At 72.1% G+C, this 17,812-nt stretch carries 13 protein-coding genes; 11 read left to right on the top strand and 2 right to left on the bottom strand.

Going from position 1 to position 17,812, the window contains the following annotated elements:
• The first annotated feature begins 90 nt into the window (after window positions 1–90).
• The 3 genes from FHR82_RS11785 (at window position 91) to FHR82_RS11775 (ending at window position 4,796) form a co-directional block, all read left to right on the top strand.
• Window positions 91–1,002 carry a LysR family transcriptional regulator gene (locus FHR82_RS11785; RefSeq protein ID WP_184810293.1) on the top strand — a complete coding sequence of 304 codons (912 nt, stop codon included), beginning with the start codon at window positions 91–93 and terminating at the stop codon, window positions 1,000–1,002.
• A 1,284-nt stretch (window positions 1,003–2,286) separates the two neighbouring features.
• Window positions 2,287–3,918 carry a DUF885 family protein gene (locus FHR82_RS11780; RefSeq protein ID WP_184810292.1) on the top strand — a complete coding sequence of 544 codons (1,632 nt, stop codon included), beginning with the start codon at window positions 2,287–2,289 and terminating at the stop codon, window positions 3,916–3,918.
• Window positions 3,919–3,923: 5 nt separating this feature from the next.
• On the top strand, window positions 3,924–4,796 hold the full coding sequence (locus FHR82_RS11775; protein ID WP_184810291.1) for a glycosyltransferase family 8 protein: 873 nt from the start codon (window positions 3,924–3,926) through the stop codon (window positions 4,794–4,796).
• Window positions 4,797–4,839: 43 nt separating this feature from the next.
• Here FHR82_RS11775 and FHR82_RS11770 read toward each other — a convergent pair whose 3' ends face one another.
• Complete coding sequence (locus FHR82_RS11770; protein ID WP_184810290.1) at window positions 4,840–5,994, bottom strand: M24 family metallopeptidase; 1,155 nt, start codon at window positions 5,992–5,994, stop codon at window positions 4,840–4,842.
• Window positions 5,991–7,043, bottom strand: coding sequence for a ParB/RepB/Spo0J family partition protein (locus tag FHR82_RS11765; protein ID WP_225943771.1), 1,053 nt, complete (start codon window positions 7,041–7,043; stop codon window positions 5,991–5,993). Before FHR82_RS11765 ends, FHR82_RS11770 begins: the two co-directional genes overlap by 4 nt.
• A 233-nt stretch (window positions 7,044–7,276) precedes the next feature.
• Between FHR82_RS11765 and FHR82_RS11760 the strand changes: the two genes are divergently transcribed.
• From FHR82_RS11760 to FHR82_RS11725, 8 genes are read left to right on the top strand one after another with little or no spacing between them, the layout of a single operon-like run.
• On the top strand, window positions 7,277–7,495 hold the full coding sequence (locus FHR82_RS11760) for an MbtH family protein (RefSeq protein WP_184810289.1): 219 nt from the start codon (window positions 7,277–7,279) through the stop codon (window positions 7,493–7,495).
• Window positions 7,492–7,665 (top strand): hypothetical protein, encoded by a 174-nt coding sequence (locus tag FHR82_RS11755; RefSeq protein WP_184810288.1) that lies wholly within the window; start codon window positions 7,492–7,494, stop codon window positions 7,663–7,665. The genes FHR82_RS11760 and FHR82_RS11755 overlap by 4 nt, the downstream gene beginning before the upstream one ends.
• The gene (locus FHR82_RS11750) at window positions 7,662–8,510 is read left to right on the top strand and encodes a formylglycine-generating enzyme family protein (RefSeq protein WP_184810287.1); all 849 of its coding nucleotides are present in this window, start codon (window positions 7,662–7,664) and stop codon (window positions 8,508–8,510) included. The genes FHR82_RS11755 and FHR82_RS11750 overlap by 4 nt, the downstream gene beginning before the upstream one ends.
• A gap of 5 nt (window positions 8,511–8,515) precedes the next feature.
• On the top strand, window positions 8,516–9,469 hold the full coding sequence (gene sbnA / locus FHR82_RS11745; protein WP_184810286.1) for a 2,3-diaminopropionate biosynthesis protein SbnA: 954 nt from the start codon (window positions 8,516–8,518) through the stop codon (window positions 9,467–9,469).
• Window positions 9,470–9,484: 15 nt separating this feature from the next.
• Window positions 9,485–9,676, top strand: a complete 192-nt coding sequence (locus FHR82_RS11740; protein WP_184810285.1) for a hypothetical protein — start codon at window positions 9,485–9,487, stop codon at window positions 9,674–9,676.
• Window positions 9,673–10,113, top strand: a complete 441-nt coding sequence (locus FHR82_RS11735; protein ID WP_184810284.1) for a sialidase family protein — start codon at window positions 9,673–9,675, stop codon at window positions 10,111–10,113. The genes FHR82_RS11740 and FHR82_RS11735 overlap by 4 nt, the downstream gene beginning before the upstream one ends.
• Window positions 10,110–11,318, top strand: a complete 1,209-nt coding sequence (locus FHR82_RS11730) for a cytochrome P450 (protein ID WP_184810283.1) — start codon at window positions 10,110–10,112, stop codon at window positions 11,316–11,318. Before FHR82_RS11735 ends, FHR82_RS11730 begins: the two co-directional genes overlap by 4 nt.
• Complete coding sequence (locus FHR82_RS11725) at window positions 11,308–17,811, top strand: non-ribosomal peptide synthetase (protein ID WP_184810282.1); 6,504 nt, start codon at window positions 11,308–11,310, stop codon at window positions 17,809–17,811. The genes FHR82_RS11730 and FHR82_RS11725 overlap by 11 nt, the downstream gene beginning before the upstream one ends.
• Window position 17,812 lies beyond the last annotated feature (1 nt).

The raw sequence follows: 17,812 nt of genomic DNA, 5'->3' as shown, positions 1-17,812 counted from the left end.
CCACGAACGATGCCACCGGCCTGAGCGGGTGTCCAAGACCTGTTTCAGCCGTGGTGATACCTTCGAGGCATTGCCGGACCGGGAGGCCCCATGGATCTGGACCTGCGCAAGCTGCGCTACTTCGTCGCCGTCGCCGACAGGCTGCACTTCGGCCGCGCCGCCGATGAGCTGCACATCGCGCAGCCGGCGCTCAGCCGGCAGATCCGCGCGCTGGAACGGGATCTCGGCGCCTCCCTGTTCACCAGGGACAGCCACGGCGTGACGCTGACTGACGCGGGCCGACAGCTGCTGGACGACGCCGGTCCGCTGCTCGCCTCCGCGCACGCGGTCCGGCGCCGGGTGTCCGTGGCAGAACGCGGCGGCCAGCGGCTGGTGGTCGGCTTTCGGGCCGGCATCCCGGTCATCCCGGCAACGCGGGTGTTCGAGGACCGGCATCCGGACGTAGTCGTGGACGTGCAGCGAATGGAATGGGACGACCAGGCCCCGATGCTGCTCGACGGCCGCGTCGACGTCGGCTACGTGCGGCTGCCCATCGACGAGGCCGGCCTGCGCCTGACTCCGCTCTACACCGAGCCCCTCATGGTGGTGCTGCCCGCCGATCACCGACTGGCCGGCAAGGATGAGGTCACCGAGGCTGACCTGGCCGGTGAGCCGCTGATCTGGCATGCCGACGCGAGCACGCAGCCCACCAGGCGCCCGCACCCCGACTCCGGGCTCCGGGTGCGCGGAGTGGAGGAGAAGCTCGAGCACGTCGCGGCCGGCCGTGGCATCTCGTTCGTGGGGCGTTCGGAGACCGTGTTCTTCTCACGCCCGGACATCAGCTACGTGCCCGTCCCGGACCTGGCGCCCGACCAGGTATTCGTCGCGATGGCGGCGTCGCGCACCTCGCCGCTGGCCGACGACTTCTTCGCCGCGGCACAGGCGACGGCTGAGATCACGGCAGAATGCGGGAACCATGAAATGTGGCAGCTTGTGACCGATGCCGCTTCAAAGCGCGGTTGAGCAGCTCGGCTGACAACAACCAGACCCGACCTCCAGTACCCGCATGCCCTGTTCGATCCTGGCCTGATGCAACATTCTGGCTTGTCTTGTTGACCGCACTACTGGCGTATCGTCCCCCCGAGCGCACGGTGATGGCGCTGACGCTGATGTCCTCTCGCTCGACCGTGAGGAGCGGCATCGACGGCACTGGACGTAGAAGATGAGGCGGCGGTCGTTCTGTCGCGGAGCTCGTTGTCGCGCGCAGCGGCTCGGTTCGGCCAACTGGCGCGGCGGATCTGCCGTGGGTCGTGCTCGACGGCACGGGCGTGGCGATCGAACCGGTCCGTGACTTCCTGCGTGAGCTTCTGGCGTGCGGGAACGGGGCGTCGTCGTGATCGCCCTGGAGTGCCTTCACTGGTCGTACGTCGACGGTGGCCGGCCGTCTGCCTGGCCCTGGTAGAAATCGGCTTCGCCTTCGACCAACTCCGCGGCTATCACACAGTGGCGGGTACGGCGCTGCCCATCGCGCTCTCCACCCGCGGCGATGAGTTCCGCCGCCGCTGGCCGCGCACAACGTCCGCATCCACACCAGCGGCGTCAAACTCCTTGGCGCTGCCCGCCGACTCCGGCCAGAGCCTTCTCACCTACACCACCGAGCCCGGATCGCCCACGCAGGACGCCCTGCGCCTACTGGCGAGCTGGGCCGCGGCCGGCGACAACCTCGGGCTACCCGCTCCGTCAGGGCGCGGAGCACTGACTTGGACGGACCGCGGTGACGGCTGGGTGCGGAGGAGTCGGCTGTCGTGAGGTGGGCATGAAGATCTTCCCGGGAGCTGAGAGCGGCAGTCCGGGTCGATCGGGAGATCAAGCGGTAGCAGGACACCGGCGACGGTGTCGGGCGCGGCGCCGGGGACCTCGGTGCGCACCTCGGAGTCCCGCAGCAGCACCTCCCGCGCCTGCGCCTCGGGATCGGCGCTGCCCGCCACGTACCCCGGTCAGGCGCTTTCACGCGTGCGCCGGGTCACCCATTCTGGCCGATTGCCCGAAGCAGGTCAACGAGTGTTCGACTGGGTAATGTCCCCAGTTCCGGTTCGCGCATTCCTGCTCATGTGTTTGCCTTTTCTGGAACCCCGATACGGCCCTTGACACTCGGTAGTGGTCCGCATAACTTGGCTGGAGATCGTTGCCGGGAACTCGTCAAGAAATGGCGAGGGGGAACTCCTCGGCACAATGGGGGATAGCCGGTCAATTCGTTCTCTCTGCCCCTGCCCTGCGGTCGTCACAGGAAAGGAGGGCGAGTGTCCCATGAGCACACAGGCCGACATCGGGACCGCGAACGCCGCGGTGTCCTCAGTGGTGGATCACATCTTCTCCCACCACCCCCACGTCGCCAGGCGGGCGGGCAGCCACGAGTTCGACGGTGTGCTGCCCGAGGTGGGTCCGCACCCGGTCGGTGCGCTCGACGACCTGCTGGCCACCGCGCGTGCCGAGCTGGCCGCGCTGCCAGCCACGGCCGACCCCGAGCTGCGTGCCGACCTGGACGCGGCCGTCCACGTCCTCGGCAGCGAACGGTTCCCCGCCGCCGCGCTCGGCCGCGCCTGGCCGGGCCCGCTGACGTGGCTCGGCGCCACGGACGTGCCCGGTCTTCCCGACGCCGGGCACCCGTCGCTCGTCGACCGCATGGCCGCGCTGCGCGCACAACTGGCCGGCCTGCCACGTTTCCTCGAACAGGCCGCCGGCACGGTCGCCGACCGCCTCCCGGCCGGTGAACGGCTCATCGGGATCGAGTACGCCCGCGCGCAGGCGGCACGACTCGAGGACGTCGGCCGCGTGGTGGCGCGCGACCACTCCGGATACGCGGAGGACGGCATCGCGGTGGCCGCCGCCGAGGCCGCGGCGGCGTGCAGGCGGTACGCGGAAGCGGTGGCGGCCGCCGAGCCCGCGAACCTGTTGTACGGCCCCGAGTTGCTCGACGAGTTCCTCCAGGTGACGCAGGGCGTCGACCAGCAGGCGGAGGAACTGCTCGACCACGCCGAGACCGAGGTTGCCGCGCTGGTCGCCCGGCTCGACGCCCTCGCGGCCCGGCTCGGCGTGTCCGGTCGCGGCGAGGCGTTCGACCTGCTGCGTGCGGAGGTCTCCGCCGCGCCCGTGCCGGACGTCCTCACCGCGACCATCGCCAGGCTGCGGGAGTTCTGGGCCCGCGCCGACGTGGTGTCCGTCGACACCGCGACGCCGCTGGAGGTCCGCCGGGCACCGCGGCTCACCGGCGCCGCCAGGGTGGAGTTCAGCATCTCCCCGCCACTGGCGCGAGACCGCGCGCCGCACGTGCTCTGGGTGCCGGAGCCGGACAGCGGACACGGTGACGTGCGCGTCCGGTTCCTCAACGACCCCATGCTCGAGGTCATCGCGGTCCACGAGGCCGTGCCGGGTCACTACGTCCAGATCGAAGCGGTCACCAGGGGCCCGAGCGTGCTGCGGGCCTGCGTGCCGTGGTTCCCCGCGTTCACCGAGGGGTGGGGGCACTACGTCGAGGAGCTGGCGATCGAGCGGGGGCTCGCGGAGGGCCGCCCGCTCGTCGAGGTCGCGCAACTGCGGTCCGCGTTGGAGGCCACGACCCGGCTCCTCGTCTTCCTCGCCGTCCACATGGGACGAACGTCCTTCGGTGCTTCGGTCACGCGGGCGATGGCGCTGTGCGGGTGGTCGGCGGAACGCGCGGCGCGCGAGGTCGTGATCGTGGCCGCCGACCCGGGCGGCGCCATGTACGCGCTCGGCAAGTCACGCATCCGCGCGTGGCGGCGCGAGGTGGGCACGGGCCGCCCGGCACTGAAGGAGTTCCACGACCGGCTCGTGGCCTGTGGCAACGTCCCGCTGTCCACGGCACTGCGCTACTACCGGGACGGGCTCGCGCACACCGACGACACGGACACCGGGAGCTGACGACCATGACCGAACGACTGCGGGTCGTGTACACCGTCGACGACAACTACGCGATGGCGCTCGCCGTGTCGCTGCACTCGTTGGCGGCACACACCTCCGACCTCGAGCACATCACCGTCACGATCGTGACGCCACGCTTCGCCGACGAGGTCCTGGGCAGGGTGCTCGAGTCCTGCCCTGGGCTCCACGTCGAGGTGATCAGGACGGCGCGGTCCCTGCTCGACGGTCTGCCCGACCTCGAGCACTGGAGCGTGACGCCGTACCTGAAGCTGCTGATCCCGTCGCTGATCGAGGACGACGAACCGTACGTCGTGCTCGACGCGGACACGATCGTCCGCACGGACCTGTGGGAACTGCGCAGGACCCCGCTCGACGGCAAGGCAGTCGGCGCGGTCCAGGACCCCATCATGCGGCGGTTCGACGTCAAACCGGAGGCCAGGCGGTGGGTCGAGATGGGCGTCGCGCGGAGCACGCCGTACTTCAACGCGGGCGTGATGCTCGTGGACCCGGCGGAGTGCAGACGGCTCGGTGTGATGTCCGAAGCGCTGGCGTACTGCCGCAAGTACCGGGAGGAGATCGAGAACCCGGACGAGGAGGCGGTGAACGTGATCCTGAAGGGGGACTGGCTACGCCTCGAGCCGGAGTGGAACATCCTCACGATGGTCGTCGGCACCATCGAGATGGCGGCGCGGCTCGGGCTGGCGTACACGCTCCCGGAGCGGTACGCGGCCGCGGTGCGCGCACCGAAGGTCGTGCACTTCTCCAGCGCGGACAAGCCGTGGCACGTCGACGGCAGGCGCGGGCCGATGAGCGACCTCTTCTACGAGCACCTGGACCGGACGGCGTGGGCCAGGTGGCGGCCGGGCGAGCGGGGGTGACCGCCGCCGGGTGCCACCCCCGCGGCGGTGTCGCCCGGCGGGGTCATCCGGCCTGCCGCACGACAGGTTCGCGTGGAGCGCGGGTCAGCAGCTCACACCCTGTCGCGGTGACCAGGGCAGTGTCGGACAGGCAGTACTGGCCCGCGTTCTCGCCGAGGATCCACGACATCACGTGGAAGACCATGCCCTCCGCGACGGTCAGTGCGCTGCCGTCGCGCAGCCCGGTGATGCCGCTGCCGCCGAACCAGCTCGGCGGGAACGCGACACCGATCAGGTACCCGCAGTGGTGGCGTCCCGGACCACCCACGGTGTCCTCCCACGCGGTGTAGACGTCGCCGCTCAGCACGCCGGGACGAAGCGCCCGCGTGATCGCGTCGAGCCCGGCCAGCGCGGTCGCCGCCGCGGCCGCGACGCCGGGTGGGAGGCGGTCGGCGTAGACCATCCTGGTCAGAGGCGCGTGGTAGCGGTAGACACTCGCGGACAGCTCGAACAACAGGCCCTGCCCCGACCGCACCGGCCGGTCCTGCCAGGTGATGTGCTCGTGGTGCAGGATGTCGGTGCCGCGCACGAACGGGGCGAAGCCCGGGTACTCGCTGCCCCGCTCGACGAGTTCGTGGTGGATCGCGGCGGCGACCGAGCGTTCCGACACACCCGCCCGGGTCGCGGCGACACCGGCGGCGACCGCAGCGTCCGAGATGGCGGCGGCCGCCCGCACGTGGGCGATCTCGGCGGGTGACTTGACCGCCCGGACCGCCGGCAGGAGACCGGAGCCGTCCCGCCACACCCGGTGCCCGGACCCGGCGGCCACGCGTTCCCAGATGTCGACGGGCAACGACATCGCCCGCCGGTCCACGCCGATGTCGCCGCTGGTCTCGGCCACCGCGGCGAGCACCGCCCGCGCCGGGTCCTCGTCGTCGCCGTAACCGACGTGTTTCACGTCCGGCGCCTGGTACTGGATGGTGTGCCGCTCCATCGTCCTGGCCACGAGGATCAGCGGACCGATGGCGGGGAGCACGAGCAGGGAAAACGAGGAATAACCCTGGAAGTTCAGCCCCAGCAGGTAATAGATGTCCTCCGCCCCGGTCGTCACCAGCGCGCCGAGCCCCCGTTCCCGCAGTACCGCGCGTACCCGGGTCGCGCGTTGTTCGAACTCCGCCGCGGCGAAATCCGCTCCGACATAGTCCGGCTGAACACTCATGCGTGGTCTCCCATCGGATTCCTTCGTTCCAGCTCGTCCGCCAGGTTCTGCAGTTCCTGTGCGCAGCCGCGGGCCACTTCGGCCACCGTCTCCATGCAGTGACCGGGCACGGTGTCGACCACCTGGTGCCATTCCAGGCGCTCGACGGCGATCACGCGGAGCCACCGCAGCAGTTCCCTTCCCTTCGCCGACAACCGCAGCGATGGGTCCTGCATCAGGGTTTGCAGCGCGGCGGTCTGGTCCCATGTGGTCGTGCGCCGCCTGCTCGGTGCGTGGACGCGGCGTTTCGGGGGGACGGGGTCCTCCCCGCGTCGCACGCGTTGCTGCACGTCCCGCACGGTGCTCGGGGAGATCCCGGCGACCCGCGCGACCTCGCGCAGCGACGCGCCGGGTCTCGCCGCGAGCACCTCGCTCGCGAGTATGCGTCCTCTCGCGCTGTCGACCGGGCGGACGCGGCCGTCCTGGCCGACCCTGGTGTGCAATTGCGGAAGGTCCCCGGTTGTACACCGGCGGATGCCCTTCACGGTCTTGGCGGCGAGGCCGCTGGCCCTGGCGATCGCGCGGTCGGACCACTGCGGGTACAGCGCGAGGATGCGGACCGCGGCGGCCTCGCGGTCGGCCAGCGACAACGGCAGGCCGTGGGTGACGTTGGCCCGCACCCCCAGCACGAACGCGAGCTCCGCGCAGCCCTCGTAGTAGCGGACCTCGATGGTCTCGTCGCCGCGCAGACGTGCGGCACGCAGCCGGTGCATGCCGTCGATGACCCGCATCGTGCCGCGGTGCACGAGGATGGGCGGCAGTCGCGTGTCGGCGCTGGCGAGCAGCCGGACGTGCGCCTCGTCCTCGCCGTCGCTGCGCGGCGAGTCGGCGGGCGCCAACTCGTCCAGCCGCACGGTCCGCACGGGTGAGCTGACCTCTGTCTCCTCGGGAACGGCGCTCTCACAGTCCACAGTGACCCCCAACGTCGATGACGGGCCCGGCACATTCGACATGTACCGCGCTCGGCGGAACTTGACCAGCGCCTGAGGAATGGTTTCGAGGTACTTCATCAAAATATGCCGGTTGTGTGCGCATCGACAATGCGAGCGCCCGTCGCTCCGGCTACCGGTGGCCGGCCCCGCGCATTCATTGGGGTCGCTTGACAGTTTCGGATGGCTCTCCTAGCTTGAGTGGGCGGGGTCGCACTTCGACGTCAACGGATTCGTCGCACCTTTGTATTTCACGTGTTTATCGGCGTGCGTCCGCAATTCGGTGTGGATCGTCCCGGGAAAGGTGTATTTCGATGTTCGACGACGAGAAAGCGAATTATCTGGTCGTTGTCAACGCTGAGGAGCAGTACTCGATTTGGCCCGACGGCAGGGACATGCCGAACGGCTGGTCCCCGGTCGGCGCGCCGCGGTCCCGTGCGGAATGCCTCGACCACATCGAGCGCGTGTGGACCGACATGCGGCCGAAGAGTGTGCGAGACGCGATGGCCCACCACGTCAGGGAGGACGCATGATCCTGTCCCAGCTCGTCGACGCCGATGAACTGAAGGCGCTCACGCCGGAGGAACTGCGCGACATGATCCTGCGCCTGGACGACGAGGTCGTCTACGGCGCGACCGAGGAACTCGTACCGGACCCGGCGCCGTCACAGCAGGCGCCGTCCGGGGAACAGGCACAGCCGTGACCGACCTGACGAGTGCGCCACCCGCCCGGTCACGGCCGGTCGCGGTGGACTGGGTGACGATCCCGGCCGGCCCGTTCACGATGGGCTGCGACGAGATCCGCCCCGACGGCAGGCCCGTGGCCGCGTACCCGGCCCACACGGTCGACGTGCCCGCGTTCCGGATCGCGCGGACGCCGGTCTCGGTGGCCGAGTTCGCGCGGTTCGCCGAGGAGACCTCGTACGTGACGACCGCCGAGCGCAAGGGCGGCAGCTGGGTCTGGCTGGGTGGCGAGGACACCACCACACCGGACCAGGACCACCTGTGGGCCGAGGTCGAGGGTGCGTCGTGGCGCACGCCGCGCGGCCCCGGCACCGATGTCGCCGACAAGGCCGACCACCCGGTCACGCACGTCAGCCGCCCCGACTGCCTCGCCTACTGCGCGTGGTCGGGCACCCGGCTGCCGACGGAGGCCGAGTGGGAGATGGCGGCGCGGGGCACGGACGGCCGCCAGTACGTGTGGGGAGACGCGCCGCCGACGCCGGACGTGTGCAACCACAGCATGTTCGTGGGCGACACCACCCCCATCGGCCGCTACCCGGCGGCGGCCGGCCCGTTCGGCCTCGCCGACGTCATCGGGAACGTGTGGGAGTGGGCGGCCACGAAATGGCACCTGTTCCCGTACGACGAGACCAAGCCCGCCCGCACCGTGCGGCTGCGCAGCGGTCCCGTCGAGCTCGGTGTGGTGCGCGGCGGGTCCTTCTACAACAACTGCAGCCCGAGTGGCACCGCCGCGTGGGTGCGGGTGTACTCGCACCCCGAGTACACCTCCTACGACATCGGTTTCCGTGTCTGCGCGGTGGGTTAGCGCGCATGGACGAGGTGTTGTGGCAGCGGGTCGAGGCGGCGAGGGGCACGCTCCCCGGTACCGCGCTCGTGCCCCTGCCGGACCCGCGGTCGCGGCTGTTCGCCAAGCTGGAGTCCACCAACCCGAGCGGGAGCGCGAAGGACCGGTCGGCCTACTGGATCCTGCGGGAGGCGGTGCGGCGCGGCGACATCACGCGCGGCACGACCGTCGTCGAGTCCTCGTCCGGCAACTTCGCGCTCGCGCTCGCGATGTTCTGCGGCCGTCTCGGTGTGCCGTTCGTCCCGGTGCTCGACCCGAACGTCAACACGGCCACCGAACGCGTGCTGCGGTCGGTGTGCGCGCGGGTGGAGAAGGTCGAGGAGCCCGACAGCGCGGGTGGTTTCCTGCTGAGCAGGCTGGACCGCGTCGCCCGCCTGTGCAAGGAGATCGAGGCCGCGTACTGGCCCGACCAGTACGCCAACCCCGACGGCGCGCGGGGGCACTACGAGCTGACCGGCGGCGAGCTGGTGGCGGCGCTGGACCGGATCGACTACCTGTTCGCGGGCGTCGGGTCGGGGGCGACGGTCACCGGGCTGTCCCGCCGGGTCGTCGAGAGCAACGCGTCGGCCACGGTGGTCGCGGTCGACGTCGAGGGTTCGGCGATCTTCGGGGCGGCGCCGCGGCGCCGCCGCATCCCGGGCATCGGGTCGAGCATCCGGCCCGCGCTGCTGGACCACGCGACGATCACCGAGGTCGTCACCGTGTCCGAGGTGGACGAGGTGGCGGGGTGCCACGCCCTGCTGCGCGACCACGGCATCTTCGCGGGCGCCTCGACCGGCGGGGTGTACACGGCGATCACCCGGTACTTCGCGAGCCACCGCGGCCCGCCGCCGGTCGTCGCGTTCCTGTGCGCCGACCGCGGTGAGCCCTACCGCGACACGGTCTACGACCGCGACTGGGTCGCGGCGAACCTCGGATAGAAAGGCGGCGTTCCCGTGCCGCACCCGTCACGCAGACCGTCCACCGTCGTCCTCCTGGTCTCGGTGCTGGCCGCCGCGCTCGTCGCGCCGGCACGGGCCACGCCGCAGGGGAGCCCGCTGATCCTGATCAGCACCGACCCGTACACCGACGCCCAGCTCGCGATGGACGGCCCGGCGGGCACGCCGCCGGTGCTGACGACCCGGTGACCACGGTGACCGGGTCCGCCGACATGAACTGGGTCGTGTGCGACAACCACGAGACCAGCCCGTTCTACGGCAACTGCTACACGCACTACGGCGACAACGACACGAGCGAGCTGCGGATGACCACGTCCTCGGACGGCGGCCGCACGTGGCGCCCGCCCGCGGCCACCGGCGACCACACGGGCGGCAGCGGCGGTCAGCCGGTCGTGCGCACCGACGGCGGTGCGACCTGGAGCAGTTCGGTGCTCGTCGCGCCCCTGTCGCACCACCGTGTCGCGGGCGGGCTGAAGGAGTACCCGCTGCCCTCCGCGGAGGTCGATGCCGAGGGCACGGTCTACCTGGTGTGGTGCGACCGGTTCGACGTGGCGATGTACGCCCCACCAGGCGGGCTTCCGGTGACCGGCGGCCCCATCCCGGCGACCCGAAGGGGAGCAGCGTGACCTCGCAAGCGACAGTGTGGACCAACCCGCCCGCCGGCGAGCAGGAGCTCGTCGCGTGGTTCCGGGAGATGCGCGACCGGGACCCGGTTCAGTGCGACCCCAAGGGCGGCTGGCACGTGTTCGGGTACTCGGAGGCGGTCGCGGTCCTCGCCAACCCCGCCGACTTCTCCAACACGGTGACCGAGGTGCCGGAGACCTCCCCGCTGAAGCTCTTCGGCACCGGCAACCTCGCCTGGATGGACCCGCCGCGCCACCGGCAGCTGCGATCGCTCGTGAACAAGGTCTTCACCCCGCGCTACGTGGCGGGCATGCGGCCGGTCATCGAGGAGGTGGCCGGTCAGGCCCTCCGGCGGATCCGCCGCCAGGACACGGTGTCCTTCGTGGACGAGTACACGTTCCCTGTGATGCTGACCGTCATCGCGCGGCTGGTCGGGATCCCGCGCGAGGACTACCCGCTGTTCGGGAAGTGGCTGAAGGTCCTGCTCGCGATCACCGAAACCCAGACGCAGAACCTGATCGAGGTCTTCTCCGCGCTCACCCAGGAGATGCACCGCAACGTGCACGCGTTGATCGCGAGCAGGCGCCGCGCCCCGGAGGACGACCTCGTCAGCATGCTGATCGGTTCCGAACTGGACGGTCAGGTGCTCGGCGACGACGAGATCGCCGGGCTCGTCGCACTGCTGGTCGCGACGGGCGAGGGCGGCGCGACGCAGACACTCGCGAACGCCATCCTGTGCCTCGACCAGCACCCGGAGGCGGCGGACCGGCTGCGTGCCGACAGCGGTCTGCTCGACGGCGCGGTCGAGGAGGTCATGCGGTTCCGGTCCCAGACGACGCGCGTCGCCCGGCGCACAACCAGGGACGTGCCGCTGGCCGGGCACGTGATCCCGGCGGGCGAGATGGTGTCGGTGTGGCTGACGTCGGCCAACCGGGACAAGCGGAAGTTCGACCGGCCGGACACCTTCGACATGACCCGCTCGCCCAACCAGCACATCTCCCTCGGCAGCGGGATCCACTTCTGCCTCGGCGCGCCACTGGCACGGCTCGAGGTCAACGTCGTGCTCGAGCAGTTCCTGGCCGCGACGGAGTCGTTCTCGATCGACTACCCGAACAGCAGGCTGCTCGACCCGAGGATGATCTGCGGCGCCAACGAGATCGCGCTGCGGGTCCGCTGGCGGGCATCGGAGGCCCCCGATGCCCGGTGACCCCTCCGGCGCCGGCGACATCGTCGCGCGGCTGCGCGCGCACGCGGACGCGGAACCCTCGCGGGTCGCGCTCACGTTCGGGCCGCCACACCGCGACGGCACGCGCACCGCGCTGACCTACGGCGAACTCACCGAGCGGTCGTACGCGATGGCCGGTGCGCTGGCGGACCGGGTGCCGCCGGGCGCGCGGGTCATGCTGATCCTGCCGCCCGCGCCGGAGTTCGCGGTGACCTTCCTCGGCTGCCTCGCCGCCGGTGCCATCGCGGTGCCGGTGCCGCCGCCGGTCGAGGACGGTGCCGTGCGCAGGGTGATCGCCGCCGCCGAGGACTGCGCGGTGTCGCTGATCGTCTCGACCACATTCGTACGTGAGGCCGCGTTGCACGGCACCGCGGCGACCCGGCATCTCGCCGAGGCGCACGACTGGCTGCTCGTCGACGCGCCCGGCGCCATGCGCGGGACCGGTGCGCTGCCCGCCATCGCGGCGGAGGACATCGCGTTCCTGCAGTACACCTCGGGGTCGACGAGCACACCGCGGGGCGTGCGGGTCTCCCACGGCGCGCTGATGGCCAACGAGGCCGCGATCCGCGACTCGTTCGGCGTCACCCCGGACTCGACGATCGTGAGCTGGTTGCCGCTGCACCACGACATGGGTCTGATCGGCGGGCTGCTGCAACCGCTGTACACCGGCGGGCGGGGCGTGCTCCTGGACCCGCTGTCGTTCGTGCACCGGCCCGCCTCCTGGCTGGAGGCGATCGCCGAGGAACGCGCGGACATCAGCGGCGGCCCGAACTTCGCCTACGACCTGTGCACCCGCAAGGTCACCGACGAGGAGAAGGCGCGTCTGGACCTGTCGAGCTGGCGCGTCGCGTTCAACGGCGCGGCACCGGTGTTCGGGCACACGATGCGGTCGTTCAGCGCGGCCTTCCGCGAGACCGGTTTCCGTGCCGGCGCCCACACCCCGTGCTACGGGCTCGCCGAGGCCACGCTGCTGGTGGCGACGGCGCCTGCACCGAGCAGCAGCACCACCTTCGACACCGAGGCCCTCGCGGCGGGCCGCGCGGTGGCGACGGAGGGGGACGGTCGCGAACTGGTCGCCTACCGGCTGCCCGACCACGCCACCGTGCGGGTCGTCGGGCCGGAGACGGCGGGTCCCCTGCCGGACGGGCGACTCGGCGAGATCGTCGTGGCCGGTCCTGGCAACGGTTCCGGGTACTGGGGCGGTCAGGCCGACACGTTCGGCGTGACGGTGCCCGACGAACCCGCGGGACCGTTCCTGGCGACCGGCGACCTCGGGTTCGTCCACGACGGGGCGCTGTTCGTCGCGGGCCGGCGCAAGGACCTCATCGTGTACCGCGGCCGGAACGTGCACCCGGAGGACCTCGAGGACGACATCTCCCGCTGCCACGAGGACATCCGGCCGGGGTGTGGCGCCGTGTTCGGCATCCCGCACGACGGGGACGAGGCCGTCGTCGTGTGCCAGGAGATCAGGCCGGGCACGCCACCGGAACGTCACCCGCGGATCGCAGCGCGCATCAGGGCCGCGCTCACCATCGGCCACGGCGTCACCGCCCGCACCGTCGTGCTGGTCCCGCCGCGCACGGTGGAGAAGACGTCGAGCGGCAAGGTGCGGCGGCACGCCGCGCGCGCCCGGTTCGTCGAGGACGGCCTGCCCGCACTGCACGTCAGCACGGTCGACGCACCGGACCTGGCGCCCCCGCTCGCGGACCGCCTGCCCGCGGGCGCCGGTGCCGACGTCGTGACCGACGTTCTGCGCGACCACCTGCGCGAGGTGCTCGGGCTGCCGGAACGCCCAGGCGGTGCCGACTCCCTGCCCGCTCTCGGCGCCGACTCGCTGACCGCGGCGCGGATCGGGCGCGAGCTGGAGACCGCACTCGGCGTACGGCTGCGTCCCGGCACGGCGCTGCGGGCCGGGTCGATCGCGGAGCTGGTGCACACCGCGCTCGCCGCACCGGCGGGGTCGCCGACACCGTCCACACCGGACATCGGCGACTACGAGCTGAACGCGGCCCAGCGCGCGCTCTGGTTCCTGCACCGGGCACTGCCCTCGGGCGGCGACTACAACGTCACGCGGGCGTTCCGGCTGACCGGCGAGGTGTCCGCCGACGCGGTGTCGGCCGCGCTCGCCGCCGTCGTGCGGCGGCACCCGAGCCTGCGCCTCGCCGTGCGCGGTGCGGGCGGCGTACCGCGTGCCGAGGTGTGTGCCGACGCCGACGTCCCGGTCCCGGTCGTCGACGCGCGCACGTGGGACGAGGCGGCGGAGGCGGAGTGGTACCGGACGTTCGCGACCACGCCGTTCGACCTCGCCGCCGACCGCCTCGTGCGCGCCGCCCTGCTGCGGCGGGGGACTGACTGGCTGCTCGTCCTGTCGCTGCACCACATCGTGTGCGACGTCGCGTCGTTCGGGGTGCTGATCGCGGAGATGGTGGCCGAGTACGCGGGCGTCCCCGTGCCTGCCCCGGCCGCGGTCTCGCCCGCGGCGCTCGAACGGGCCGCGCTCGCCGAGCGCGGGGAGGAACTGGCCGCGTACTGGCGGGACCGGCTCGCGGGTGAGCTGCCCGCGCTCACGCTGCCCGTGCACCAGGACGCGACGCCGGGCACCGGCGAGGCGCTGGCGTTCACCGCCGGTGCCGAGGTGGCGAACGGGCTCGCCCGGTTCGCCCGCGCGGCCGGGCTCACCCTGCACAACGTCCTCCTGACGGCCTACCAGGTGGTGCTGCACCGGCTCACCGGTCAACCCGACCTGGTCGTCGGCGTGCCGGCGGACGGCCGCGCGGACCTGGCGCTGGAGTCGTGGATCGGGTACCTCGTCAACGTCCTGCCGATCCGGTCCACTTACGCGGAAGAGGTGCCGTTCCCCGAGTTCGCGCACACGACGCAGGCGAACGTCCTCGACGCCCTGGATCACCAGCAGCTGCCGCTGTCCGACATCACGCGGCTCGTGAACCCCGACCGGGACGCCGTCACCGGCACGGTGTTCCAGGCGATGTTCTCCTGCTACACCACGGCCTTGCCCGGCGGCGCGGACGTCGCCGCGGTGGTCGTGGGCGACCCGGACGCGAGTATCGCGTGTGGACCAGCGGTGCTGCACGGCTACCCCGTTTCGGACCACACGACGCAGTCCGACCTCGGCCTCAACGCCGCGGTCCGGCCCGGCAGGCTCGACTTCCAGCTCCAGTACGACCGGGACGTCGTGTCCGGTGCGCAGGCCGGTCAGGTCGCCACGACCTACCTGACCCTGCTGGCCGCACTCGCCGCGCGGCCGGACACCGAGGTGGGCGCGTTCCCGCTCCTGACCCCCGCCGAAGCGGCGGTCGTGGTGGCGGCGGGCACGGGCCCGGACGTCGAACGCCCCGGGAACTACCTGGACTCGTTCGAACGCATGGCGGACCTGACCCCGCACGCGGTGGCCGTGGACGACGGCGAGGTGCGGCTGACCTACGCCGAACTGGACGCCCGCGCGAACCACGTGGCGCACCGGCTGCGTGCCGGGGGAGTGGGCGTCGACGGCAACGTCGTCGTGTGCGCGGCCCGGTCGGCCGACTACCTGGTCGCGCTCGTCGGCATCCACAAGGCCGACGGGTGCTACGTCCCCGTCAGCCCACGTGAGGCCCCGCGGCGGGCGGCCGCCATGGTGGCCGCGGTCGAGCCCGCCGCCGCGATCGCGGACGGGAGCGGGCTGGCGCTGCTGTCCGGCGCGCTCGGCGACCGCCCGGCCGCGTTGGACCTCGCGACCCTGGCCGCGGGCAGCAGCACCACGCGGCCGCCGCGGCTGTGCGCCGAGCACGGCGCGTCGACGATCATCCACACCTCCGGGTCGACGGGCGTGCCGAAGGCGGCAGTGTCGACCAACTTCGGTGTCACCAACCACATGTGGCAGCTGGCCGAGCACTTCGGGCTCGCCGCGGACGACTGCGTCGCGCAGACCGCGCCCGTGTCGTTCGACATCTCCGTGTGGCAGCTGCTGACCCCGCTGATGCTCGGCGGCCGGGTCCGGATCGTCCCGGAGCCCGTGTCGCAGTCACCCGCCGGCCTGCTGAGGTCTGTTGTGGACGGTGGCGTGACGATGCTGGAGCTCGTGCCGTCGAACATCGTGGCACTGCTCGACGCCGGGCTCGCGGCCACACCGGGCGACCTGCGCGTCATGCTGTCCACCGGTGAGGCGCTCACCGGCGACGTGCTGCGCAGGTGGGTCCGTGAGCTGCCGGACATCCCGGTCCACAACGCGTACGGCCCCGCTGAGTGCACCGACGACGTCACGGCGGGCCTGTGCGCCCACGGCCCGGACGGGCCGTGCACGACGTCGGTCGGCCGCCCGCTCGCGAACACCTCCGTGCTGGTGCTGGACGACCGGCTGCGGCCGGTGCCGCCCGGCGTCGTAGGGATCCTGCACGTGGGTGGCGGTGCGGTGGGCCGCGGCTACCGGGGCAACCCCCGGCGCACGGCGGAGATGTTCGTCCCGGACCCGTGGTCGGCGGCACCGGGAGGAAGGCTCTACCGCACGGGCGACCTGGGACGCGTCGATCCGCACGGTGACGTGGAGTTCCTCGGCCGCGCCGACCGGCAGATCAAGATCAGGGGCCAGCGGATCGAGGCGGGCGAGGTCGAGGCCGCGCTGCGCGAGTGCGCCCGTGCGCCGGAGGCCGCGGTGAAGGTCCACGGCGGACCGGCGGGTGCCTCTCTCGTCGGCTACGTCGCCACCGGCGGCGGCGAGGACGGCACGGCGCGGCTGCTCGGCGTGGCCGAGGACGAGCGGCTCCGGACCGCGCTCGCGGACCTGTTGCCCCGGCACATGATTCCCACCGTGCTCGTGTCGCTCGGCGCGCTGCCGCGGTCGAAGAACGGCAAGGTCGACCACGCGGCACTGGACTACCCGGCACCGGAGGCCGCGGACCGGCCGGTGGCGGAGGACCACGACGACCCGGTCGGGGCCGCGGTCCGGCGGATCTGGGCCGACCTGCTCGGCCGCGACACGATCGGCGGGCAGGAGAGCTTCTTCCAGCTCGGCGGGCACTCGCTGCTGGCGCTGACGATGATCGACCGCGTCGAGCAGACCGTGGGCGTCGCGCTCGGGGTCGACGCGGTGTTCGCCCACCCGAGCCTCGGCGACTTCGTGGCGGCCGTGCACCGCGCCGACCCGGCGACGCCGCGGCCGGTGCCCTCGGACACGCCGGTGCCCTCGGACACGCCGGTGCCCGCGAGCACGGCGCAGCAACGGTTCTGGTACCTGCGCGAGCTGGACCCGGACCGGCCCGCCTACAACATGCCCGGCGTGCTGCGCATGCGCGGGGTGCTGGACGACGACGCGCTGGACGCCGCGCTCCACGAGGTGCTCGCGCGGCACCCGGTGCTGCTCGCGCGGTTCGCCACCGAGGACGGCACACTGACCTGGACCCCGCGCCCCGCCACGGACTTCACGCTGCACCGGCTCGACCTGCGTGGCGCGGTGGCCGAGTTCGGCGACGAGGTGTTCGACCGGCTGGTCGCGCAGGAAGCGGGCAAGGTCACCGACCTCCGCCACGACCTGCCGGTGCGCGCGCTGCTCGCCCGCCTCGGCCAGAAGGACTGGGCACTGTTCGTCACGATCGACCACCTCGTCTGCGACGGTTGGTCCCTGTCGGTGTTCCTCACCGACCTGGCGCAGGCCTACAACCGGCGCCTGGCCGGTGACACCGCACCGCCACCCCGCGACGGGTACGGGTTCGCGGAGTACTGCCGCGACGAGCGGGCCGCCCGCGACGGTCAGGACCGCGACGCCATGGCGCGGCTGTGGCGCGGCGTCGGGGACGGCACGGTGATCCGCTCGCCGCTGCCCTCGGCGCCCGGCGCACCCGGTGCGGGCAGGCACACGCGCTGGATCGACGACGACCTCGCGGCAGGCATCCGCGACCTCGCGGGCCGCACCGGCACGACGCCCTACCTCGTGTTCGTGACCGCCCTGTCCGCGCTCGTGCACAGCGGAGGCCCGGCCCGGGAGACCGTGCTCCTCGGCACGCTCATCGCCCAACGGGACCGTCCGGAGTGGACGAACGTGGTCGGGCCGCTGCTGAACGTGTCGATGCTCGCGGTCGAGTTGTCGGCGGGCGACACCGGCGCCGAGGCGGTGGCACGGGCACGAACCGGTGCGTTGCGCGCCTACCGGTCCGCCGGTCTCCCGTTCCAGGACCTGGTGCCGCTGCTGCCGTCCGCGTCCGAACCGTTCGACGTCATGGTGGTCATGCAGCCCGGTGACGTCCCGGTCGAGTTCGACGGGCTGACCACCGAACTGACCGACGTGGACACCGCGGCCGCGCCCTACCCGCTCCTGGTCGACATCGAGGCGCGCGACCTCGGCTACCGCGTGTCCTACCGGTACGCGACCGACCGGTACGGCCACACGGGAGTCGAGGACCTCGCCGCCCGCGTGCACGCCGCGCTGCGCGTCCTCGTCGCGGACGCGGACCGCACGGTCGCCGAACTCGCCGGGAGGAGCTGAC

Origin of the sequence: Actinophytocola algeriensis (genome assembly GCF_014203735.1) — a bacterium.
Classification (GTDB): Bacteria; Actinomycetota; Actinomycetes; order Mycobacteriales; family Pseudonocardiaceae; genus Actinophytocola; species Actinophytocola algeriensis.
Note: the sequence above shows the minus strand (reverse complement) of the source record. Positions and strands in the feature narration are given on the sequence as shown.